Origin of the sequence: Pseudomonas sp. NBRC 111130, from assembly GCF_001320485.1 — a bacterium.
Classification (GTDB): domain Bacteria; phylum Pseudomonadota; class Gammaproteobacteria; order Pseudomonadales; family Pseudomonadaceae; genus Aquipseudomonas; species Aquipseudomonas vlassakiae.
This window is the reverse complement of the sequence record NZ_BCBG01000014.1, coordinates 1-21287: the sequence shown is the minus strand read 5'-3', so window position 1 is coordinate 21287 and position 21287 is coordinate 1. Positions and strand designations below refer to the sequence as shown.

Below are 21287 nucleotides of genomic sequence, written 5' to 3'. Positions count from 1 at the left end.
ACAAGCTTCGAGACTTGTGCAGTACCTGTGGGAGCGGGCGTGCCCGCGAAGGGGCGCGAAGCGGCCCCGGCTATTTCTGTTCCCTTACACTTGTTCACAGCAATTCCCCGGCATTTCTGGCATATAGCCTGTCCCCCAGCCTGCACCTGATACACCATCATGAAACCACTGCTGTACATCACTCCGCTTCGGGCTCTGCTGTTCGGCCTGACCCTGGCCCTGTTCGAGCTGCTCACCTACCTGGCCAGTGACGCCGTGATGCCGGCCATGCCGGTGGTTGTCGAGCACCTGAATGCCAGCCCCGAGTACATCCCCCATGCACTCAATCTGTACCTGCTCGGTGGCGTGGTGCTGCAATGGCTGATCGGCCCGCTGGCCGACCGCTATGGGCGCCGTCCACTGTTGCTGGCCGGCTGCGCGTTTTTCGGCGGCGCCTGTCTGGCCACCTATTGGGTGCAGGACATCGGCCTGTTCAACCTGCTGCGCCTGTTGCAGGGCATCGGCCTGGGCTTCGTGGTGACGGTCAGCTACCCGGCACTGAACGAGTCGTTCAGTGAAGCGGACGCGGTGCGCATGATGGCGTTGCTGGCCAACATCGCCCTGCTGTCGCCGCTGCTCGGCCCGCTGGTCGGTACCCTCATGCTGCAATGGCTGGACTGGCGCTGGCTGTTCGTAGCCTTTGCCATCGGCGCGGTGTTGTGCTGGTTGCTGCTGCATCGGCTGATGCCGGAAACCCTCGGAGTGGAGCGTCGCGATGGTTCACGTCTGCCGTTCACCCCTATCCACCTGCTGCCACTGCTCGTCGGTTACGGCCAGTTGCTGGCCAACCGCAAGTTCGTTGCCGGCAGTGCCGCGCTGGGTCTGGTGGGCTTGCCGCTGATTGGCTGGATCGGCCTGTCGCCGGTGCTGCTGATCCACGATGAGGGGCTGAGTACGATGGCCTATGCGCTGTGGCAGTTGCCGGTGTTTGGTGGGCTGATCCTGGGTAACCTGGTCATCAACCGCATTGCCGACCGCTACCCGCTGCCGGCTTTGGTGCGTGGTGCGCTTGGGCCGTACCTGGCCGGCTTGTGCCTGATGGTGCTGGCGACCTGGGTGTGGCCGACGGTGACCAGCGTGGTCGCTGGCATGTCGCTGTATGCGTTGGGGCTGGGCGTGGCCAATGCGGTGCTGTACCGCATGACGCTGTTCGCCAGCGAGCAAAGCAAGGGGCTGGTGTCGGCGATGCTGGGGATGATCACCATTGCCTTGCTGGGGCTGGGCGGGGCGGTTCTGGCGATGATCGGGGCGGGGGCGAGCCTGTTGCAATTTGCCCTCGCGGCTGGCGTTGCAGGTGCCCTGGCACTTTGGCCGCTCTGGTTCGTGGTAGGCGGACGGCCTGGGGAAAGTGCGGCCGCTCAATAACTGTCGTTGCCTTTGCCGGCCCTTTCGCGGGTGAACCCACAGGTACACCGCTGCTTTCAAGGCAAGTGGGGAACCTTGTGCGAGCGGGTTCACCCGCGAAGAGGCCGGTACAGGCAGCGGAGAAGGATCAGGGCTGCTCGGCCGCCGGGTTATCCGCCGGCACCTGCTTTCCCCGGCTCACCTCCTGGCGCCAGTGCAGCGCGATCAGGATCAGCGTGGGCACGCCCAGCAAGGCAGTGATCAGGAAGAAGTCGTGATACCCGTATTTCTCCACCATCACCCCTGAATAGCCGCCGATCAGGCGTGGCAGCAACAGCATGATCGAACTGAGCAAGGCATATTGCGTGGCCGAGAACTTCAGGTTGGTCAGGCTCGACAGGTAGGCGACGAACGCCGATGTCGCCAGGCCCGAGCTGAAGTTGTCCAGCGAAATGGTCACCACCAGCATTTCCAGGTTCGGCCCCATGTCGGCCAGCATCAGGAACAGGATGTTGGTGGCCGCCGAGGCCGCGCCGCCGATGAACAGGATCGGCAGGATGCCGAAACGCACGATCAGCAAGCCGCCGACGCCTGCACCGACCAGGGTCATGATCAGGCCGAAAACCTTGCTGACGCTGGCGATCTGATCCTTGGTGAAGCCCATGTCGATGTAGAACACGTTGGCCATGACGCCCATGACCGTGTCCGACATGCGATAGGTGGCAATCAGGCCGAGCAGCAACAGGGCCTGCCAGCGGTAGCGGGAGATGAAGTCGTGCACCGGTGTCAGTACCGGGGCCAGGCCACGCCGGCCCATGCTCGAAAGGCAGGCCCAGGTCAGCAGCACGTACAGGATCAGGCGCAGGAAGGCACGGTCTTCCAGCAGCAGGTCGAGAGGCGTCGCATCGCCGGAAATGACGCTTGACCAGCCGGTGTTGAACATCTGGGTAAAGCTGGCCGGCACCGACACCAACAGGATGATCAGCACGAACACCGAGGCCATCTGATGCATCAGGCCATAGCGTGCGGCCGACAGCTGGGTGCGCATTGGCACCGGTGGTTCACGCATCACCAGGGTGGTGAACAGTGCCGGTAGCATCAACACACCGAACAGCACGTAAGTACCGGCCCAGGCCTTGTGCAGGTAGCTGAAACCGGTGGAGCCGAACCACTCAGCGAAGAACAGCGCGCCAGCTGTCGCGAGCAGGGCGGCAACCCGGTAGCCGGCCATGTAGCTGGCGGCAAGGGCCGCCTGGCGCTGGTCGTCGGCAATCTCCAGGCGATAGGCATCCACGGCGATGTCCTGAGTGGCCGAGGCAAAGGCCACCAGCACCGCCAGGGCGATCAGCCAGGAAAGGTGTTGCTGCGGGTCGCACAAGCTCATGCCGACCAGCCCGATCACCACCAGCGATTGCGACAGCAACAGCCATGAGCGTCGTCGCCCCAGGCCGCCAAGCAGCGGCAGGCGCCACTGGTCGAGCAGCGGTGACCAGACCCATTTGAAGGCATAGGCCAGGCCGATCAGGCTGGCGTAGCCAATGGTTTCACGGGCCACGCCGGCTTCACGCAGCCACACCGACAGGGTCGAGAACACCAGCATGTAGGGCAGGCCGGCGGCAAAGCCCAGCAGCAAAAGTACCAAGGTTGACGGGCTGGCATAGGCAGCAAGCGCAGCGCGCCAGGTTTTACGGGGCATGGGCCAACATCTGCCTCAAATTTGCGAAAACAAAGCGCGCACTCTAACCGCTGTGCTCCATCGGACGCCAGCCATGGAGCGTCAGATCCACACGATTATTGGTCACATTCACGCCCTCTGCGCGCAGTCTGGCCCGCTGTTCATCGCCCGAAGGCGTGCCCGGCGCCAGGCTCAGCCGCCCGCCAGCACCGAGTACCCGGTGCCAGGGCAGGCGCGTGTCGGCTGGCAACTGCCCAAGGGTACGCCCGACCCAACGTGCCGCCCGCCCAAGCCCCGCCAGCTCGGCGAGCTCGCCGTAGCTGACCACCTTGCCCTCTGGTACCTGGCCAAGCACCGAATACAGCGCCGTTCGTCGGGCTTCGGGCGATGCCAGGGTGTGCTCATATCCCTCAGACATCAGGGCTGCCCTGGCCTGGGATGAAACCGGACGAATGGTTGCGGCAAATGAGAGTTGAACTCAACGGCATGCTCCTGGGTCAGTCCTTGCTCTGGTCGGTGGTATCTGGATAATGCCCGGCTTTTTTCGTCAAATCGAACCTGTAGCGCGCTTATGTATTCTAGATCCTTGCTTTGCCTGTTGACCGCTTCCCTGTGCGCCAGTCCGGTGTTCGCCGACACCGTGTGGATGAAGAACGGCGACCGGCTCAGCGGCAAGATCCGTGTATTCGACGGTGGCAAGCTGCTGCTGGAAACCCCCTATGGCGGCTCGATCTCGCTGGACTGGAAACAGGTCCAGACCCTGGAGAGCGACCAGGAACTGCTGGTCAAGCAGGACGCCTATAGCGGCGAGAAGGCCAAGTCGCTGAAGGCTGCCGAGCCGGGCAAGGTGACCCTGGCCAACGGCGATGCGCCGAAGACGGTCGACCTCGCCAGTGTCCAGCAGATCATGAAGCCAAAACCGCTGGTCGAGGACTTCATCTGGAAAGGCAATGTCGACGTGGCCATGGACTACAAGCGTGCCGAGACAGACAGCGACGACTACGACGTCGACTTCAAGACCACTGCCCGCCACGGTCGCTGGCGGCACAATGCCGAAGGCGAATACAACCGCGAATCCAAGGACGACGTCACCACCACCGACAACTGGAGCGCCGAATACGCGCTCGACCGCTTCATCACCGAGAAGTGGTTCTGGCAGGGGCGCATGGAGTACAAGCGCGACCGCATCGAAGACCTCTCCCGCCAGCGCACGATCGGTACCGGCCCTGGCTACCAGTTCTGGGACGATGAACTGGGCGCGTTCTCGCTGGGCTCGCTGATCAACCGTACTGACTTCGAGTACCAGGACGGCGCCAAGGACAACTTCTACTCGGCAGCGGTGAAGTGGGACTATACCCGCTACCTGATCGGCAAGAACGTCCAGCTGTTCACCAATGGCGAGTTCGCCAAACCGCTGGGCGGCGTGGCCGACTATGCGCTGGATGCCGAAGTGGGGCTGCGCTACAAGGTCACCGAATGGGCTTCGCTCAACCTCAAGGCAGAAAAGGACATCATCACCGGGACGCGCGACAGCGACCTGGACAAGACCCGCTATACCGCAGGGTTTGGTGTGGCCTGGTAAATCGTCGGGGACTGCACAGCAGCCCCATTGGCGCTGGCAGCTGATAATGCTTATCTTGTCAGCATCCAGTCCGCCGTCAGGAGCCGCCTTCACGTGAGTACCAACGCCATTCGTCCCGCCCGGGAACTGCTGCTCAAGGAATACCGCGGCGTGCTTTCGACCCATTCCAAGTCCATGCCTGGCTTCCCGTTCGGATCAGTGGTGCCGTACTGCCTGGATGCCCAGGGCAATCCGCTGATCCTGATCAGCCGCATCGCCCAGCACACTCACAACCTGCAGAAAGACCCCAAATGCTCGCTGCTGGTCGGCGAGCGCGAAGCTGAAGACGTGCAAGCCGTCGGCCGCCTGACGGTGATGGCCGAGGCGCACAAGCTGGTCGACGAGGCTGCCATCGAGGCCGCCGCCGAGCGCTACTACCGCTACTTCCCCGATGCCGCCAACTACCACAAGGCCCATGATTTCGACTTCTGGGTCTTACAGCCGGTGCGTCATCGCTACATTGGCGGCTTCGGTGCGATCCACTGGCTCGACCAGGTCACCCTGGCCAATCCCTTTGCGGGCAAGGCCGAGGCGAGCATGATCGAGCACATGAACAGCGACCATGCCAATGCCATCGCTCATTATGTCGCGCTGAGCGACCTGCCGCGCAGCGTGCCGGCACAGATGGTCGGCATAGACAGCGAAGGCATGCACCTGCGTATCGGCCAGGGCATCTACTGGTTGGCATTTCCCGCGCCTTGCAACACTCCGACACAAGTCCGCGAAGCCCTGGTTCTGCTGGCGCGCGCCGACCAATGGCCGACTGCGAATGAAGTCGAGGCTTGAAATAGCGAGCGCATGCATCCATCTGTAGGTCTTACAGGAAGGGTCTCTTCCGACGAGGAATGCTTTGATGCGTGCTTTTCTACTGCTGTTTCTCCTGTTTCCGGTGCTGGAGTTGTTCGTTTTCGTCAAGGTTGCCGGCGCCATCGGTTTCTTTCCGGCGCTGCTGCTGATCATCGCCGGTTCTGCATTGGGTGTGCTGGTGGTCCGCGTGGCGGGCCTCGCCACCGCCCTGCGTGCCCGTGAAAGCCTGCAGCGCGGCGAACTGCCCGCCGAGGACATGTTCCAGGGCCTGATGCTGGCCGTGGGTGGTGGTTTGCTCCTGTTGCCCGGCTTCATCAGCGATGTGCTGGGCCTGCTGTGCCTGCTGCCGTTCACCCGCCATCTGGCGGCGCGCAAGATGCGCCAACGCGCCGAAGCCCAGGCCATGCGCCAGCGTGCGTTCCAGGACGAGCCGTTCCAGGCACCGCCGCGTGACGGCGGCCATCGGCCGAACGTGATCGAAGGCGAGTACGAGCGCCGCGATCAATAATCAGAACTGTATCTTCCGGGGCCGCGCAAGCGGCCTCGGTCTTTTTGAGTGCCCTGAAATTTTTTGCATATCAAACCTTGTAATTGCATATGGCGACCTCATGTATGTGGTCACCGCAAGGTTTCTGGTGGTAACACCAGTCATGACAAAGGTGGTTCGCCCTTTGCGGGCCACCCCCGGCATCGCCGGATTGCATTAACCCGCCGGTTTCGTACCGGCCGATGAAAACCACTATTTGGGAGAGATCGACAATGAAGCTTCGTCCTCTGCATGACCGCGTAGTCATCCGTCGCAGCGAAGAAGAATCGAAAACCGCTGGCGGTATCGTCCTGCCGGGTTCGGCCGCAGAAAAACCAAACCGCGGTGAAGTCGTTGCAGTTGGCACCGGTCGCGTTCTGGAAAACGGCGAAGTACGTGCGCTGGCCGTTAAAGTCGGTGACAAAGTGGTATTCGGCCCTTACTCGGGCAGCAACACCGTGAAAGTCGATGGCGAAGACCTGCTGATCATGGCCGAGAACGAAATCCTCGCCGTTATCGAAGGCTGATTTTCCCCGACTTCCCGTTACTCCAAAGATTTTTCAAGGATTAAACGATCATGGCTGCTAAAGACGTAAAATTCGGCGATTCCGCTCGTAAGAAAATGCTGGTTGGTGTCAACGTTCTGGCTGACGCAGTAAAAGCGACCCTCGGCCCGAAAGGCCGTAACGTAGTGCTGGCCAAGAGCTTCGGCGCTCCGACCATCACCAAGGACGGCGTTTCCGTCGCCAAAGAAATCGAGCTGAAAGACGCCTTCGAAAACATGGGCGCCCAGCTGGTCAAGGAAGTTGCTTCCAAGGCCAACGACGCTGCCGGTGACGGCACCACTACCGCTACCGTTCTGGCTCAGGCCATCGTCAACGAAGGCCTCAAGGCCGTCGCTGCCGGCATGAACCCGATGGACCTGAAGCGCGGCATCGACAAGGCCACCGCCGCCGTTGTCGCCGAGCTGAAGAAACTGTCCAAGCCATGCGCCGACTCCAAGGCCATCGCTCAGGTAGGCACCATCTCCGCCAACTCCGACAACTCCATCGGTGAAATCATCGCCGAAGCCATGGAAAAAGTCGGTAAAGAAGGCGTGATCACCGTTGAAGAAGGCTCGGGCCTGGAAAACGAACTGTCCGTAGTAGAAGGCATGCAGTTCGACCGTGGCTACCTGTCGCCATACTTCGTCAACAAGCCGGACACCATGGTTGCCGAGCTGGAAGGCCCGCTGCTGCTGCTGGTCGACAAGAAGATCTCCAACATCCGTGAGCTGCTGCCAGTTCTGGAAGCCGTTGCCAAGGCCGGCCGTCCGCTGCTGATCGTTGCCGAGGACGTGGAAGGCGAAGCCCTGGCTACCCTGGTAGTCAACAACATGCGCGGCATCGTCAAGGTTGCTGCGGTCAAGGCCCCGGGCTTCGGCGACCGCCGCAAGGCCATGCTGCAGGACATCGCCGTCCTGACCGGCGGCCAGGTCATCTCCGAAGAAATCGGCCTGACCCTGGAAACCACCACCCTGGAGCACCTGGGCAACGCCAAGCGCGTCATCCTGTCCAAGGAAAACACCACCATCATCGACGGTGCTGGCGTTGACGCCGACATCGAAGCACGCGTCAAGCAGATCCGTGCCCAGATCGAAGAAACCTCTTCGGACTACGACCGTGAGAAGCTGCAAGAGCGTCTGGCCAAGCTGGCTGGCGGTGTTGCCGTGATCAAGGTCGGTGCTGGCACCGAAGTTGAAATGAAAGAGAAGAAAGCCCGCGTTGAAGACGCCCTGCACGCTACCCGTGCTGCCGTCGAAGAAGGCGTGGTGCCTGGCGGTGGTGTTGCCCTGGTTCGCGCCCTGGCAGCCATTGCCGATCTCAAAGGCGACAACGAAGACCAGAACGTCGGTATCGCCCTGCTGCGTCGCGCTGTAGAAGCGCCGCTGCGCCAGATCACTGCCAACGCCGGCGACGAGCCAAGCGTTGTCGCTGACAAGGTCAAGCAAGGTTCGGGCAACTACGGCTACAACGCCGCTACCGGCGAATACGGCGACATGATCGAGATGGGTATCCTCGACCCAGCCAAGGTCACCCGTTCGGCTCTGCAAGCTGCAGCTTCGATCGGCGGTCTGATGATCACCACCGAAGCCATGGTTGCCGACCTGCCGGAAGACAAGCCAGCTGCTGGCATGCCTGACATGGGCGGCATGGGTGGCATGGGCGGCATGATGTAAGCCAGCCTTACCCCCTGCACCAAGAAAAAGCCCCGCCTAGTGCGGGGCTTTTTCATTTTCAGGCGACGCGATGCTCGGCGGCTGGCGCCTCGACCATGCCCTTGCGGTACAGCACCAGGTAATACGAGCCCAGGCCAATCAACCAGCAGAACACGGCGGTCCACACGTTATGCGACAGGAAGTGCGCCCCCTGCAGCATCCGCCCCAGCCCCAGCGCCGAGCCCGCCACCAAAGCCACCCCGAACGCCACCCGCGCCAGCTTCGGCTTGCGATCACGCAGCATGAAGAACAGGCCGAACAGGCAGAAACCGGTGGCGGCATGCCCACCTGGCCAGCACAGGCCTGGCTTGTCGGTTGCCGGGCGATGTTCCAGCAGCTTGCTGTAGGTTTCCTTGCCGCCGAACTGGGTCAGGCTCCAAGGGCATTGCACCTGGGTCACCTTCTTCAGCGGCGTGACGAAGGCGGTTGAAAGCCCCAGCGCCAGCACCAGGCAACCCAGCTCGCGGCGCCAGCTGAACAGGCGCTTCCAGAAGAAGCTCGAGGCGAACGCGCCCAGCGAGATCAGGCCAAGCAGGATCACGCCTTGCTTCACCCGGTCATGCATGACGGTTTCCAGCAGATAACTGTGACGTCCGATGAACTGCCCGGCGGCGGGGTCGTAGAACAGGTTGGCGACGTCCATGTCGACCGAGGTCAGTTCCAGCAGGAGCAGGGTCGCGGCAACCGCCAGCGGTATGCCCAGGTACAGCCAGAGGTTGATCGGACGCGGACGAGTGCGTTGTTGCATGACAGCTCCAGGGGGTAAAAAGACCGGGCATTGTCATGCGCCCGCTATTCTCTGTCCGTGAAGGATCAGTGAAAAAACTGTCAAGTTCGCTGAATTTGCCCCAGGGCTGGCACAGTACCGGCGATGGCCTTAAGCTGCGCCTGCCGCGCACCGTAGCGAAGCGCCGCACAGGAGAACCCGATGCGTATTCTTTTGGTTGAAGACAACCGCGATATTCTTGCCAACCTTGCCGATTACCTGGGCATGAAAGGCTACACCGTCGACTGCGCCCAGGATGGTCTGTCGGGCCTGCACCTGGCCGCCACCGAGCATTACGACCTGATCGTGCTCGACATCATGCTGCCCGGTATCGATGGCTATACCCTGTGCAAGCGCCTGCGCGAGGATGCCCGCCGTGACACCCCGGTGATCATGCTCACGGCCCGCGACCAGCTGGACGATCGCCTGCAAGGCTTCCGCTCTGGTGCCGATGATTACCTGCTCAAGCCCTTTGCCTTGTCCGAACTGGCCGCGCGCATCGAAGCGGTGCTGCGCCGGGCCCAGGGCGGCGGGCGCCGTACCCTGCAGGTCGCGGACCTGAGCTACGATCTCGATACGCTCGAAGTGACCCGCCAGGGCCGCCTGCTCAAGCTCAACCCGGTCGGCCTCAAGCTGCTCGCCGTACTGATGCAGAAAAGCCCGCACGTGTTGCGGCGCGAAGTGCTGGAAGAAGCCCTGTGGGGTGATGATTGCCCTGATAGCGACAGCCTGCGCAGCCATGTGCACCAGCTGCGCCAAGTGATCGACAAACCGTTTGAAAAACCGCTGCTGCATACCGTCCATGGCGTCGGCTATCGCCTCGCCGAGGGCCGCGATGGAGTTTAAGCAAAGCCTTGCCCAGCGCATCATCATCGCCTTTGCGTTGATGAGCGCGCTGGTGGCCGGCGCCTTCGCCTTCGGTATCGTCGCCACCGTGCATTTGGTTGAGGAGCGCCTGATCTCATCGGTGCTCGGCGGCGACCTGCAGCGCCTGCTGCGCATGGACAGCGTCAGTGACTGGAGCCACCGGCCACGGCCTGACCAGCTTTTCTACTTCAGTGGCGGGCGCGATGATTTCGAGCTGCCCAAGGACTTGCGCCACCTCGATGTGGGCTTCCATGAAGTATTCCGCGACCAGTTGTCCTACCACGCGATGGTCGAGATCGTCGATGGTCGCCGCTACGTACTGCTGCAGGACCAAAGCGATTTCGAAGAGCGCGAGCGGGTGCTGTTCGCCGTGGTGGTGGTGGGCTTCGTGCTCAGCCTGGTACTGGCCGTGGTGCTCGGCTGGTTACTGGCGCGCAGGGTCATGGCACCGGTCATCCGCCTGGCGCGCCAGGTTCGCCATCGTGACCAGTTGCTCGGCCTGGCGCCGCCTTTGGCACCGGACTACGCGGCCGACGAAGTCGGCCAGTTGGCGGCGGCGTTCGACGATACCCTCGGCCGGCTGCGTGATGCACTGACCCGCGAGCGCTTGTTCACCAGCGATGTCAGCCATGAGCTGCGCACGCCGCTGATGGTGCTGGCCACCTCGTGCGAACTGCTGATGGAAAACCCCAATCTGGATACCCGCTCGCGCAATCAGGTAGAGCGCATCGCCCGCGCCACGGAAGAGATGCGCGAGCTGGTCAAAACCTTCTTGATGCTGGCGCGTGCCCAGCGTGACCAGGGAGCCGTGGCGTCCCAGGCAACCCTGCGCGAAGTCGCCGACGACTTGATCGGGGTGTGGCGCGATACCATCGAGCAGAAGGGCCTGGCGCTCTACTATGATGGCCAGGTCAGTGCAGGCCCATTGCTGTACAACGCCACCTTCCTGCACTCGGTGATGGGCAACCTGCTGCGTAATGCCGCGCATTACACGGATAGCGGTTATATCCGCCTGAGCCTGGAGCTCAACGGCTTCAGTGTCGAAGACAGTGGCGTGGGTATCCCGGAGGAAAAGCGCGAGGCCATGTTCCAGCCTTTCGTGCGTGGCGAGGAGCGGCGTGGCGAAGGCCTCGGCTTGGGCCTGTCGCTGGTACAGCGGATCTGCGATGACCAAGGCTGGCGGGTGACATTGACTTCGACGTCGCCGCACGGCTGCCGCTTCCAGGTGGACCTGAGCCAGAGTGCGGAAAAGACCGATCCCACCCTGTAATATGATGAAACAGTCCTGCCGTTTGGTGACGTTATTTTCACATTGGCATGACCTGTTTCCCACGATTTGTTACCTAAGGTAGGCGCATTGAAGATAGGAGCCTCTCGATGCGCAGCCCGATCAAACTCGAATTTTCCGAGAAGTACGACCAGCAACATGCCCAAGCGTATTTCCTCAAGCATCAGGATGGACTGGCACGACGCCTGTCCCACAAGCGCGACGAGCATCTCGCCCGTCGGGCCCTGACGCTGGCCGGCGAACCGGGCCTGGTCCTTGATCTGCCCTGCGGAGCGGGCCGATTCTGGCCGCTGCTGGCGGAAAAGCCGAACCGGGTGATCATCGGCGCCGATAACTCCGAGGCGATGATCAAGACCGCCTGTGCCGCACAACCGCCAGAAGTGGTGGCGCGGGTACGCCCTTTGCAGACTTCGGCGTTCGCGATCGATTTGCCGGATAATTCAGTCGACAGCATTTTCTGCATGCGGCTGTTTCACCATATCGGCCAAGCGGCTCATCGCCAAACCATTCTTGACGAGTTTCAAAGGGTTAGCCGTGACAGCGTAATCCTGTCATTGTGGGTGGACGGTAACCTCAAGGCTTGGCGCCGCCAGAAGCTCGAGCAAAAGCGCAGTGCCAACGGCGAGCAGGGCAGCTATCAGAACCGTTTCGTGTTACCGGCAGAAACGGTTGAAGCAGAATTCAAGGCCGCCGGCTTCAGAATCCAGGAGCGCCTCGACTTCCTGCCGTTCTATGCCATGTGGCGGGTATATGTATTGCGTAAGGGGTAGTGTTTGATGGCTGTAGCCCAAAATGGGGAGTCGCGGTTCGATTATTACTGGCGCCAGCAAGGTGAATGGGTCGAGGAACCCAACCAGCGGCGCGGTGGTGAAAGTGGCGTACAACGTCTGAGGGATGGCAACGGCAAGGTGCTGTATGCCAAGCGTCAGGTTGGCCATATCTATCGCAGCCTGTTACACCCATTCGGCAGGCCGACGGTGTTGCGCGAGCTCGATGCACTGAACAGCTTCGAACAACTCGGCGTGCGCGTGCCACGTATCGTGTTTTGTGGTGCCGAGCGTGATCCTGAGCATCAATGGCGTGCGCTGCTGGTCAGCGAGGCGCTGGATGGCTTTGTCGAGCTCGACACCTGGCATGCCGAAGGTGCGCGCGAGCGTTATCCCCAGGTGGTGCATGAACGCATGCTCAAGGACCTGGCCGACAACCTGGCGCGCATGCACCTGGGGCATTGGCAGCATGGCTGCCTGTACGGCAAGCACGTCTTCATCAAGGTCATCGGCGCAGGTGAGCAGGCCCGCGTCGAGGTAGCACTCCTGGACCTGGAAAAGTGCCGACGACGCATCAGCTGTCAGCGGGCTGCGGGCAACGACCTGCGTCAGCTGCGCCGCCACTCGTCGCTAAATGACACGGAATGGCAAACGCTGCTCTATTTTTACCAGATGGCGTTTGGCAGCGCTGTCAAAGGGTTAGGGCAATGAAACTAGAAATAGCTCGAGCTTTGTTCCTGGTGGCTGGGTTGGCTGTGACCACGGCGGCGGTAGCTGCCTGGGAAGAGCCGCGGCCTGTGGTGTTCAGCAAGGCTGGCCAATGCGCGGTGCCGCATACGGTCAAGCAGCAGAACAAGGCCGAGCCGGACCAGGATCTGCTGTTGTTCCTCTTTGGAATGCGCCAGGGGCTACGGCCATTTGGCTGATACAGCTCGAGCAAGATAAAGGCCTCGCCAATGCGAGGCCTTTGTTTTTTCTGTGTGCCTCACCGGCCTCTTCGCGGGCAAGCCCGTTCCCACAGGGATCGCGCCAGCTTTTGAAATTGAGCAAGACAGTTGCTCCTGCAGGGCCAGCACATTGCCCAAGGGGTACGTTGTCTCTGTGGGAGCGGGCGTGCCCGCGAAGGGGCCGGATCAGGCGACAACAGGCTCCTTGGCTGCTGATTTGTGTGCCAGCAAGGTGTAGATACACGGCAACACGAACAGGGTAAACAAGGTCCCGATCGACATCCCGGTGGCAATCACCGTGCCGATGTCGAACCGGCTGACTGCCCCGGCACCGGTAGCCAGAATCAGCGGCACCATGCCGAACACCATGGCCGCCGTGGTCATCAGCACCGGCCGCAGGCGAATGGCGGCAGCCTCCTCGATGGCCTGGCGGATGCTCAAGCCCTGTTCCTCTCGCAACTGGTTGGCAAACTCGACGATCAGGATGCCGTGCTTGCTGATCAGGCCGATCAGGGTCACCAGCCCCACCTGGGTATAGATGTTCATGCTGGAAATGCCCAGGAACAGCGGAAGCAGCGCGCCACAGATCGACAAGGGTACGGTCACCAGAATCACCAGCGGGTCGCGGAAACTCTCGAACTGCGCGGCCAGTACCAGGAAGATGATCGCCAATGCCAGGCCGAAGGTCACCCACAGGGCGCTGCCCTCCTGAACGTACTGCCTGGCCGCCCCGGCATAGTCGAAGGCAAAGCCCTCAGGTGCTTCTTCCCGGGCGATATCGCGCACCGTCTGCAACGCCTCGCCAATGCTGACCATCGGCACCCCTTGGATGATCGCCGAGTTCAGCTGCTGGAACTGGTTGAGCTGGCGCGGGCGGGCCCGGTCACGGAGCGTGATCAGCGTCGACAACGGTAGCAGCTGCCCTTGCTCGTTCTTCACGTAGTAGTTGTTCAGCCAGCCGGCGTTGTCCCGGAAGGGCCGCTCCACCTGGGCAATCACCTTGTAGCTGCGGCCTTCGAGGGTGAAGCGGTTGATTTCAGCCTCGCCCAGCAGGGTGGCCAAGGTACTGCCCAGCGTATCCATGGACACACCCATCTGCGCCGCCTTGGCCCGGTCGATGTCGACCACCACTTCTGGCTTGTCGAAGGCCAGGTCGATGTCGAGGAAAGCGAACTTGCCTGATGCCTGCGCCCTCTGCTTGACCCGCTGGGCGACTTCCAGCAGGGCAGGGTAGTCCCCGGCGGTGTTGATCACGAACTGAAACGGCAGGCCTTCGCCGGTACCCGGCAGCGACGGCAGGTTGAAACCGAAGATCTGCAGCCCACCGATCTGCTCGAGTTTGGCCTGCACCAGCGGCAGCAGCTCCATCTGCGTGCGTTGGCGTTCGTTCCAGGGCTTGAGCAGAAAGCCACCGATGCCGCTCTGCACGCCGTTGAAGCCGTTTATCTGGAACGACGAGTAGTACTCGGGGAAACTCTTGAACAGCGGCGTGAACTGGTCGGTGTAGGCATTCAGGTAGTCGAGGTTGGCCGGCTGTGGCGAACTGCTCATCATGAAGATCACGCCCTGGTCCTCGTTGGGCGCCAGTTCGTTCTGGGTGAACTTGAGCAACAACGGGATCAGGCACAGGATGATCACGGCGAACACCAGTACCACCGGGCGGCTGTCGAGGGTAGCGTGCAGCACGCGCTGATAACGCAGCTTGAGGCCGTCGAACAGCACATCAAGCCGATGGGCCAGGCCGCTGGGGTTCTGCTCCTGGCGCAGCAGCAGGGCGCACATCATCGGCGACAGGGTCAGGGCGACGATGCCGGAGATCACCACCGCCCCGGCCAGGGTCAGGGCGAACTCCTTGAACAGCGCACCGGTGAGCCCGGTGAGAAAACCGATGGGGGCGTACACCGCGGCCAGGGTGATGGTCATCGACACCACCGGCATGGCGATCTCCCGTGCGCCCTCCAGGGCCGCGTCGAAGGGGGACTTGCCTTCCTCCATGTGCCGGTGAATGTTCTCTACCACCACGATGGCGTCGTCCACCACCAGGCCGATGGCCAGCACCATGGCCAGCAGCGTCAGCAGGTTCAGCGAGTAACCCATCATCTGCATGAAGAACAGCACGCCAATCATCGACAGCGGAATGGTCACCACCGGGATCAGCACCGAGCGCAGGGCGCCGAGGAACAGGAACACCACCACGATGACGATCAGCACCGCTTCGCCGAGAGTCTTGATCACTTCGTCGATGGAGGCCTGGATGAACAGTGTGGCGTCGTAGGCGATCGATACCTTCAGCGCCGAAGGCAGCTGGCTCTCCAGCTCGGGCATGATGCGCCGTACTTCCTTGATCACGTCCAGCGGGTTGGCTGCCGGAGTGGCCTTGATGCCGATATAGACAGACGGCGTGCCGTCGAACGAGCTGACCGTGTCGTAGTTTTCCGCGCCCATTTCCACACGTGCCACATCACCCAGCAGTACCCGGCTGTCGCCGGACACCTTGAGCGGCAGGGCGGCAAAGGCTTCGGCCGATTTCAGCTCGGTGCTCGCGTTGATGCTGGTGACCACGTATTCGCCCTTCACCTCGCCGGCGGCGGAGAGGAAGTTGTAGCGGCGCACGGCATTGGTCACGTCGCTGGCGGCCAGGCCGAAGCCGGCCAGTTTCACCGGGTCGATCCAGATACGCATGGCGAACACCTGGTTGCCAAGGATTTCCGCCTCGGCCATGCCTGGCAAGGTGGCAAGCTTGGGCTGGATCACCCGCGACAGGTAGTCGGTGATCTGTGGGTTGCTCATATCCTTGCTGTAGAAGCTGATGTACATCAGTGCCGAGGCGTCGGCGGCCTCCTTGCTGAGCACCGGGTCTTCGGCGTTCTGCGGCAGCTGGTTGCGCACTTCGTTGGCCTTGGCCAGCAGTTCGGTGAACAGGCGGTCGCTGTCGGCGCCGACGCGCGCGTAGATGGAAATCACCGAGAAGTTCTGGCGGCTGACCGAGGTCATGTAGTCGATGCCTTCGGCACTGGCCAGGCTCTGTTGCAGCGGCTGGGTGATGTAGCCCTGAATGGTCTCGGCGTTGGCCCCGGGGTAGGCGGTGGTCACCGTGATCAGGGCGTTCTCCATTTTCGGGTACTGGCGGATCTGCAGTTTGTGCCAAGCCTGGAAACCGAGCAGCAGGATCAGCAGGCTGACCACGCTGGCCAGCACCGGGCGGCGGATGAACGGGTCGGTGAACGCCATGCCTGCCTCCTGCTCAGTCGCTGCGCGGTGCGCCCTGTTCGGGCTTGAGCGCGCTGTCCTGGCCAATCCGGATTGCCGCTCCAGGGGTCAGCTTGAGCTGCCCGGCGGTGACCACCTGCTCCCCGGCCTTGAGGCCTTTGCTGACCACCACCAGCCCATCGCGGCGTTCGCCGGTCTGTACGGTGCGCTGTTCGGCGCTGAGCTGTGGCTCGCCCTTTTCGTCGGTGACGGGGTTGCCGTCCTTGTCCTGCTTCGGCGTGGCGACGTACACCGAGTTGCCATAGAGGGTGTAGGTGATTGCGCTTTCCGGCACGACCACCTCGGGTTGCGGGTCGGGCAGCAGGATCAGCAGGTTGGCGAACATGCCTGGCAGCAGTTTGTCTTCCGGGTTGGCCAGGGTCGCGCGAACCAGCAGGTTGCGCGTGTTCTCATCGACCTTGGGGTTGATCGCGCTGAGGCTGGCCGGGAAGGTCTGGCCAGGGTAGGCGGCCACCTGCACCAGCACCTGCTGGCCCAGGCTCAGGCGCGGCAACGCCTGCTCTGGGACGTTGAAGTCGACGTACAGGCTGGACAAATCCTGCAGGGTGGCAATCACCGTGCCGGCGGCCAGGTACTGGCCGATGTCCACCTGGCGAATGCCGATGGTGCCACTGAACGGCGCGTTGATGCTTTTCTTGATCTTCTGCGCCTTGAGCTGTTCAACCACCGCCTGATTGCGCCGGTACTGGGAGGACAGGCGATCGAATTCACCGCGGGAGATGGCGGCATCACCGACCAGCTGGCTGCCGCGACCGAAGTCGACCTTGGCCAGCCCCAGGTCGGCCTGGGCAGTGCCGAGCAGGGCGGTTTCCTGGTCGTCGTTGAGCTGCAGCAGCGGTTGCCCGGCTTTGACCTTCTGCCCGGAGTCGAAGTACAAGGCCTTGACGATGCCCTCCACTTCCAGGCTCAGTTCGACGCCTTGCAGGGCCTTGAGGCTGCCGACGGCAGGCAGGCGCTCCTGCCACTGGCGCTGTTCGGCCGGGGCGGCCGCAACAGTGATGGGTGGCCTGGGCGCAGAGAACATCTGGATCTGTTGGTAGATCGAGAAGCCCTTGTAGCCCCCCAGGGCCAGCACGATCAACAGAACGACAGCCAACATGATGAGCATGCGGCGGCGTAGCATAAGTCCGGTTCCTTGGATGCGTGATTGTTATTCGCTCGAACACGACAACGGGCGATCCTGCCCACGTGCGGATGGAGGAAGTATTGCAGAAGGGGGAGGAGATTGCCTGTGCCGGCCCTTTCGCGGCTAAAGCCGCTCCCACAGGGACCGCGCAGTCAGAGGGTGCGCGGTCCCTGTGGGATCGGGCGTGCCCGCGAATAGGCCGGCACAGGCGGCAGAAAAATCAGACCAGATGCAGGTGGTTGTCCCAGAACCCGGACGGCAGGTCCATCGGTTGCCCGATGAGCTCGGCCTTGCGGCAATCGTAGAAGCGGCAACGACCCTGCCCGGACGTCACGACAAATCCATCCTCGACCGCACCGACCCCGGCGCAATCGGGCATCGGGGCATCGAGCTTCACCGCACCGCTGTCCAGGTCCCAGACGAACAGGCGGTTGGCCCGCGGTGCGGTCAACGCTACCAGGCGCAGGTCGCTGTGGATGGCGACGCTGGCGGTGTACTGGGCCATCGATTGCAGCTGGCGCTCCGGCACCGGGAAGGCCTTGAACGGCTCGCCCGGGCGCTTGATCGCCAGCAGCTCGGCGGTTTCGTCGGCAGCCCCCATGAACTGCTGGCAGGCGGCAATGGTGCCATCGTCGCCCACTGCGAGGTGGCGCACGCTGTTCATCTGCTGGGCCAGGGTTTCCTTGCTCAGCAGGGTGCCGTCGCGCTGCATCAGCACCAGGCTGGGTTCCATGGCGTCGAGGTTCATCTCGACCCGGCTCTCGGCCTCGGTGCGGATACCGCCATTGGCCACGACCAGGGTTTCGCCGTCCGGCAGCCAGGCCAGCTCGTGGGGGCCGATGCCATGGGTCGGGATCTCACCGCTGTGCACCAGGCGCTCGCCCTCGAAACGGTACACGCCGAGCACACCGCGGCCTGGGTCGGTGGTGTCGTTTTCGGTGGCATACAGCCATTCGCCACCCTTGTGGATCACCGCATGGCCATAGAAGTGGCGGTTTGGTTGCGAGGTGATGGTCTGCAGCAGGCGCCCATCGCGCAGGTCGACCAGGTAGCTTTCGGTACCGGGGCGACGGGCGACGAACAGGGCGATCGGCAGCTCGGGGTGGTTGATGATGGCATGGCAACGCTGGGCAACCTGGGTGCTGAACACCTGGGTGCCGTCCAGGCGGAACCCGACCGCGTAATGCTTGCCGTCGCCATCGTCCCGCGCCGACAACAGCAAGGGTTCGCTACCTTTGTTGCGCAGCAGGCTCCAGCCGCCCAAGGTCAGGGCGCTGAGCAATACGCTACCGAGTTTGAGGGCCTGGCGTCGCAGCATGATCAGTCACCGTCGTTGGCATTGAAGCCCAGCTGGATGTTCAGCGCCTTGGCCAGGTCGCCTTCGTGCAGGCGGTGGACGGCGTTCAGAGCATCGTAGATCTGATTGAGGGTCTGCTGCCCGGCGTCGTCGGCCAGCAGCTCGCCGAGGGTCTTCTGGTTGTCGGCCAGCAGTTTGAGCGCCGTAGCGTAGGCGTCGTCGATCTTCTGCGCCAGGGGTTTCTGATCGCTGGGCAGCAGGCCGCGCAGGCCCTGGTTGTCGACCCCGACCCACACCGCCTGGGCGGCCTTGAGGGTGGCTTCCAGGCTTTTCAGCGAGGAGTGGCTGCGCCAGGCTTCGGCCTGCAGCGGTTGTGGGATGCCCTTGCTCTGCCGGCCCATGGGGGCGCCCAGCTTCTTCTTCAGGGTATCCAGGGCGGTAACCTGGGAGCGCAGCAGGTCGGCGATCGCCTCGTGGGAGTCGGCGTAGCGCTGGTTGGGGAACTTGGTCATCTGCGACAGCATGCCGTCGGTGCTGTTCCAGGTCTTGAGAATATCCTCGGCCAGGGCCTTCTGGTGATCGGCAATGGCGACCAGCAGCGGGCAATAGCGGGCCTTCTGCTCGGCAGTGGCGATGTCTGGCTTGCTGTCGAAAAGGATGTACTCGTAAGCCGACAGGCCGCGTACCACGACGCTGGCCTTGCCCAGGGCGGCGGCATCGACCGGCTTGTCGCCATTGACCAGCTGCTCGACCTGGCGGCCGACCAGGTTCTTCTTGTCCGGCCAGAATTGTACCTGCCAGGCGCGGTTGCCTTCGGCCAGCGGGCCGACCAGCAGCGGTTGCAGTTCGGCCCAGGCTTTTTGCGCATTGAGGAAATCGGCGCGGGCGGTGTCCAGGCTTTCCTTGCCCTCACAGTAGGCCAGGGCGCTGGCGGCCAGCTGGCGGTCGGCTTCGACCCAGCGGCTGTAGGTCGGCAGGATCACCTGCTTGGCGATGGCGGCGGAAGTCACTGCCTGCGGGTCCTGCGGCGAGCAGGCACCCAAGGCGAGTGCGGCGAGGCTGGTGAACAACAGTTTGGGTCGGAACATGCCCGGCTCCTTGCGCGTTTCAAAGTGAGTTCAGGAAAGCCAGCAACGCGGCGCGCTGCTCGGCATTGAAGGTCAATACATGGTCGCGCGCCGACTGTGCTTCGCCGCCGTGCCAGAGCACGGCTTCGAGCAGGTTGCGGGCGCGGCCGTCGTGCAGGTACTGGGTGTGGCCGCTGACCGTTTCGGTCAGGCCGATACCCCACAACGGCGGGGTACGCCAGTCCTGGCCGTTGGCGGCGAATTCGGTTCGCTCGTCGGCCAGGCCTGGGCCCATGTCGTGCAACAGCAGGTCGCTGTAGGGGCGGATCACCTGATTGGCCAGCTCCGCTTCGGCGGTGTTGGCGGCAGTGGTGAACTGCGGGATATGGCAGGCCTGGCAGCCGGCCTGGAAGAACAGGTTCTTGCCGGCCAGCACTTGCGGTGCGGCGACGTCACGACGTGCCGGCACGCCGAGATTGCGGGTGTAGAAGGTGACCAGGCGCAGGATGTTGTCGCTGACCTCCTTCTCGTCGCCTTCACCGTCGCCATTGGGCGCGGCCAGGCAGTCGACCTGGGCCGGGGTGCAGTCGTCCTTCGGTTGCAAGCGGCTGGTCAGGCCCATGTCGCCGTTGAAGGCGTGCACGTTCTGCTGGTTGACGTTGGGCTGCCCGGCCTTCCAGCCGAAGCGGCCGATCACGGTCTTGCCCTGGGCGTCGTCCCAGACCCGGTTGGCGCGGCCGCGGATACCATCGTGGTTGCGGTCGTCCGGGTCTTCGTTGGCCAGGATGTCGGCTTCGGCGATGGCTTCGAGCAGGCCCAGGCCAATCATCGGCGGGGCGACACGGGCCGAGAAGCGCGTGTCGGGATGCATCGGGCCGTAGCCAAGCTGGGTGATCTGCAGGGTCGGGCGGCGCAGTTCGACCGGGTGGCCGTCCTTGAAGGTGACGGTCTGGGTGGAGTAGTTCACCCGCACCTTGCCCTCTGGCGCCACGCCGGGGATGGCCATGTCCTGCAGCTGGGTGCCGTAGACCGGCTCAGGGACCACGCCCAGGCGCTCGATCTGCTTGGCCAGGTAAGGCTGATCGGGGATCGACAGGCGCACCAGCATGCCCACGGCATTGCTGTCATCGGGCCCAGGTGGATGCCCGCGGCCATCGCGCACGTGGCAGTTCTGGCAGGCCGTGGTGTTGAACAACGGGCCTAGGCCATCACGCGCGGTGGTGGTGGACGGGGCGATCACCCAAGGGCTGCGGAAGAAGCTGTTGCCCACGGCGAAGTCCAGGCGCCGCTCGGCCGAAAGGTTGGCCGAGGGCAGGGAAAACGCCTTGCGGTCGTCGCGCTGAACCGTTGCCTGGCCGCCAGACAGCGCTTCGCCGGGCTCGGCCTGGGTGAAACGCGGGGCGTCATCACAGGCGGCAAGGGCGAGGGCCAGCAGCAGAGGGGAGAGTCGGGACAGCGACGAGGACATGCAAAATCCTGGGCGTGGACGAAAAACCGGCGTGCAAGCTTAGCAGGCCAGCCTTGTTTGAATAAGAGCAATTTGCAATTACCCGGGTGAAAAGAATGTTAAATGCCAGCATTTTCATCAGTCTGCACCGGCCTCTTCGCGGGCAAGTCGGATCG

General features: G+C 62.9%; 19 protein-coding genes. 11 read left to right on the top strand and 8 right to left on the bottom strand.

The window, feature by feature from the left end:
* Positions 1 to 159 precede the first annotated feature (159 nt).
* A complete protein-coding gene (locus APH33_RS07930; protein ID WP_054884608.1) occupies positions 160 to 1404 on the top strand; it encodes an MFS transporter in 1245 nt (414 codons plus the stop codon).
* Between the two features lie 127 nt (positions 1405 to 1531).
* On the opposite strand, the gene APH33_RS07925 is transcribed toward APH33_RS07930, so the two are convergent.
* Together APH33_RS07925 and APH33_RS07920 are read right to left on the bottom strand one after the other, a co-directional pair.
* Positions 1532 to 3079 (bottom strand): AmpG family muropeptide MFS transporter, encoded by a 1548-nt coding sequence (locus APH33_RS07925; protein WP_054884607.1) that lies wholly within the window; start codon positions 3077 to 3079, stop codon positions 1532 to 1534.
* A 43-nt stretch (positions 3080 to 3122) separates the two neighbouring features.
* On the bottom strand, positions 3123 to 3476 hold the full coding sequence (locus tag APH33_RS07920) for an MGMT family protein (protein ID WP_054884606.1): 354 nt from the start codon (positions 3474 to 3476) through the stop codon (positions 3123 to 3125).
* A gap of 153 nt (positions 3477 to 3629) precedes the next feature.
* Between APH33_RS07920 and APH33_RS07915 the strand changes: the two genes are divergently transcribed.
* From APH33_RS07915 to groL, 5 genes are all read left to right on the top strand, one after another.
* Positions 3630 to 4640: a DUF481 domain-containing protein gene (locus APH33_RS07915; protein WP_054884605.1), complete on the top strand. Its 1011-nt coding sequence runs from the start codon at positions 3630 to 3632 to the stop codon at positions 4638 to 4640.
* A 93-nt stretch (positions 4641 to 4733) separates the two neighbouring features.
* Positions 4734 to 5465 (top strand): HugZ family protein, encoded by a 732-nt coding sequence (locus APH33_RS07910; RefSeq protein WP_054884604.1) that lies wholly within the window; start codon positions 4734 to 4736, stop codon positions 5463 to 5465.
* Between the two features lie 67 nt (positions 5466 to 5532).
* A complete protein-coding gene (locus APH33_RS07905) occupies positions 5533 to 5994 on the top strand; it encodes an FxsA family protein (RefSeq protein WP_054884603.1) in 462 nt (153 codons plus the stop codon).
* 251 nt (positions 5995 to 6245) lie between these two features.
* On the top strand, positions 6246 to 6539 hold the full coding sequence (locus APH33_RS07900; protein WP_054884602.1) for a co-chaperone GroES: 294 nt from the start codon (positions 6246 to 6248) through the stop codon (positions 6537 to 6539).
* Positions 6540 to 6589: 50 nt separating this feature from the next.
* Positions 6590 to 8230, top strand: coding sequence for a chaperonin GroEL (gene groL / locus APH33_RS07895; protein ID WP_054884601.1), 1641 nt, complete (start codon positions 6590 to 6592; stop codon positions 8228 to 8230).
* A 58-nt stretch (positions 8231 to 8288) separates the two neighbouring features.
* On the opposite strand, the gene APH33_RS07890 is transcribed toward groL, so the two are convergent.
* Positions 8289 to 9017: a phosphatase PAP2 family protein gene (locus tag APH33_RS07890; protein ID WP_054884600.1), complete on the bottom strand. Its 729-nt coding sequence runs from the start codon at positions 9015 to 9017 to the stop codon at positions 8289 to 8291.
* 180 nt (positions 9018 to 9197) lie between these two features.
* Between APH33_RS07890 and colR the strand changes: the two genes are divergently transcribed.
* From colR to APH33_RS07865, 5 genes are all read left to right on the top strand, one after another.
* The gene (gene colR / locus APH33_RS07885; protein ID WP_003255215.1) at positions 9198 to 9881 is read left to right on the top strand and encodes a two-component system response regulator ColR; all 684 of its coding nucleotides are present in this window, start codon (positions 9198 to 9200) and stop codon (positions 9879 to 9881) included.
* Positions 9871 to 11172, top strand: coding sequence for a HAMP domain-containing sensor histidine kinase (locus APH33_RS07880; protein ID WP_054884599.1), 1302 nt, complete (start codon positions 9871 to 9873; stop codon positions 11170 to 11172). Before colR ends, APH33_RS07880 begins: the two co-directional genes overlap by 11 nt.
* A gap of 107 nt (positions 11173 to 11279) precedes the next feature.
* Entirely contained in the window at positions 11280 to 11960 is a 681-nt protein-coding gene (locus APH33_RS07875) for a class I SAM-dependent methyltransferase (protein ID WP_054884598.1), read from the top strand.
* Positions 11961 to 11966: 6 nt separating this feature from the next.
* Positions 11967 to 12668: a lipopolysaccharide kinase InaA family protein gene (locus APH33_RS07870; protein ID WP_054884597.1), complete on the top strand. Its 702-nt coding sequence runs from the start codon at positions 11967 to 11969 to the stop codon at positions 12666 to 12668.
* The gene (locus APH33_RS07865) at positions 12665 to 12883 is read left to right on the top strand and encodes a hypothetical protein (RefSeq protein ID WP_054884596.1); all 219 of its coding nucleotides are present in this window, start codon (positions 12665 to 12667) and stop codon (positions 12881 to 12883) included. The genes APH33_RS07870 and APH33_RS07865 overlap by 4 nt, the downstream gene beginning before the upstream one ends.
* 207 nt (positions 12884 to 13090) lie before the next feature.
* On the opposite strand, the gene APH33_RS07860 is transcribed toward APH33_RS07865, so the two are convergent.
* The 5 genes from APH33_RS07860 to APH33_RS07840 all read right to left on the bottom strand — a co-directional run bounded on the left by APH33_RS07860 (position 13091) and on the right by APH33_RS07840 (position 21132).
* Complete coding sequence (locus APH33_RS07860) at positions 13091 to 16135, bottom strand: multidrug efflux RND transporter permease subunit (protein ID WP_054884595.1); 3045 nt, start codon at positions 16133 to 16135, stop codon at positions 13091 to 13093.
* A 13-nt stretch (positions 16136 to 16148) separates the two neighbouring features.
* Positions 16149 to 17297 carry an efflux RND transporter periplasmic adaptor subunit gene (locus tag APH33_RS07855; protein ID WP_054884594.1) on the bottom strand — a complete coding sequence of 383 codons (1149 nt, stop codon included), beginning with the start codon at positions 17295 to 17297 and terminating at the stop codon, positions 16149 to 16151.
* A gap of 223 nt (positions 17298 to 17520) precedes the next feature.
* The gene (locus APH33_RS07850; RefSeq protein ID WP_054884593.1) at positions 17521 to 18618 is read right to left on the bottom strand and encodes a DUF1513 domain-containing protein; all 1098 of its coding nucleotides are present in this window, start codon (positions 18616 to 18618) and stop codon (positions 17521 to 17523) included.
* Positions 18619 to 18620: 2 nt separating this feature from the next.
* Entirely contained in the window at positions 18621 to 19685 is a 1065-nt protein-coding gene (locus APH33_RS07845; RefSeq protein ID WP_054884592.1) for an imelysin family protein, read from the bottom strand.
* A gap of 19 nt (positions 19686 to 19704) precedes the next feature.
* The gene (locus APH33_RS07840; RefSeq protein ID WP_054884591.1) at positions 19705 to 21132 is read right to left on the bottom strand and encodes a di-heme oxidoredictase family protein; all 1428 of its coding nucleotides are present in this window, start codon (positions 21130 to 21132) and stop codon (positions 19705 to 19707) included.
* Positions 21133 to 21287 lie beyond the last annotated feature (155 nt).

Coding starts and splice junctions, on each gene's coding strand:
- APH33_RS07930 (WP_054884608.1), top strand. CDS start 160: ATGAAACCACTGCTGTACATCACTCCGCTTCGGGCTCTGCTGTTCGGC.
- APH33_RS07925 (WP_054884607.1), bottom strand. CDS start 3,079: ATGCCCCGTAAAACCTGGCGCGCTGCGCTTGCTGCCTATGCCAGCCCG.
- APH33_RS07920 (WP_054884606.1), bottom strand. CDS start 3,476: ATGTCTGAGGGATATGAGCACACCCTGGCATCGCCCGAAGCCCGACGA.
- APH33_RS07915 (WP_054884605.1), top strand. CDS start 3,630: ATGTATTCTAGATCCTTGCTTTGCCTGTTGACCGCTTCCCTGTGCGCC.
- APH33_RS07905 (WP_054884603.1), top strand. CDS start 5,533: ATGCGTGCTTTTCTACTGCTGTTTCTCCTGTTTCCGGTGCTGGAGTTG.
- APH33_RS07900 (WP_054884602.1), top strand. CDS start 6,246: ATGAAGCTTCGTCCTCTGCATGACCGCGTAGTCATCCGTCGCAGCGAA.
- groL (WP_054884601.1), top strand. CDS start 6,590: ATGGCTGCTAAAGACGTAAAATTCGGCGATTCCGCTCGTAAGAAAATG.
- APH33_RS07890 (WP_054884600.1), bottom strand. CDS start 9,017: ATGCAACAACGCACTCGTCCGCGTCCGATCAACCTCTGGCTGTACCTG.
- colR (WP_003255215.1), top strand. CDS start 9,198: ATGCGTATTCTTTTGGTTGAAGACAACCGCGATATTCTTGCCAACCTT.
- APH33_RS07880 (WP_054884599.1), top strand. CDS start 9,871: ATGGAGTTTAAGCAAAGCCTTGCCCAGCGCATCATCATCGCCTTTGCG.
- APH33_RS07875 (WP_054884598.1), top strand. CDS start 11,280: ATGCGCAGCCCGATCAAACTCGAATTTTCCGAGAAGTACGACCAGCAA.
- APH33_RS07870 (WP_054884597.1), top strand. CDS start 11,967: ATGGCTGTAGCCCAAAATGGGGAGTCGCGGTTCGATTATTACTGGCGC.
- APH33_RS07865 (WP_054884596.1), top strand. CDS start 12,665: ATGAAACTAGAAATAGCTCGAGCTTTGTTCCTGGTGGCTGGGTTGGCT.
- APH33_RS07860 (WP_054884595.1), bottom strand. CDS start 16,135: ATGGCGTTCACCGACCCGTTCATCCGCCGCCCGGTGCTGGCCAGCGTG.
- APH33_RS07855 (WP_054884594.1), bottom strand. CDS start 17,297: ATGCTACGCCGCCGCATGCTCATCATGTTGGCTGTCGTTCTGTTGATC.
- APH33_RS07850 (WP_054884593.1), bottom strand. CDS start 18,618: ATGCTGCGACGCCAGGCCCTCAAACTCGGTAGCGTATTGCTCAGCGCC.
- APH33_RS07845 (WP_054884592.1), bottom strand. CDS start 19,685: ATGTTCCGACCCAAACTGTTGTTCACCAGCCTCGCCGCACTCGCCTTG.
- APH33_RS07840 (WP_054884591.1), bottom strand. CDS start 21,132: ATGTCCTCGTCGCTGTCCCGACTCTCCCCTCTGCTGCTGGCCCTCGCC.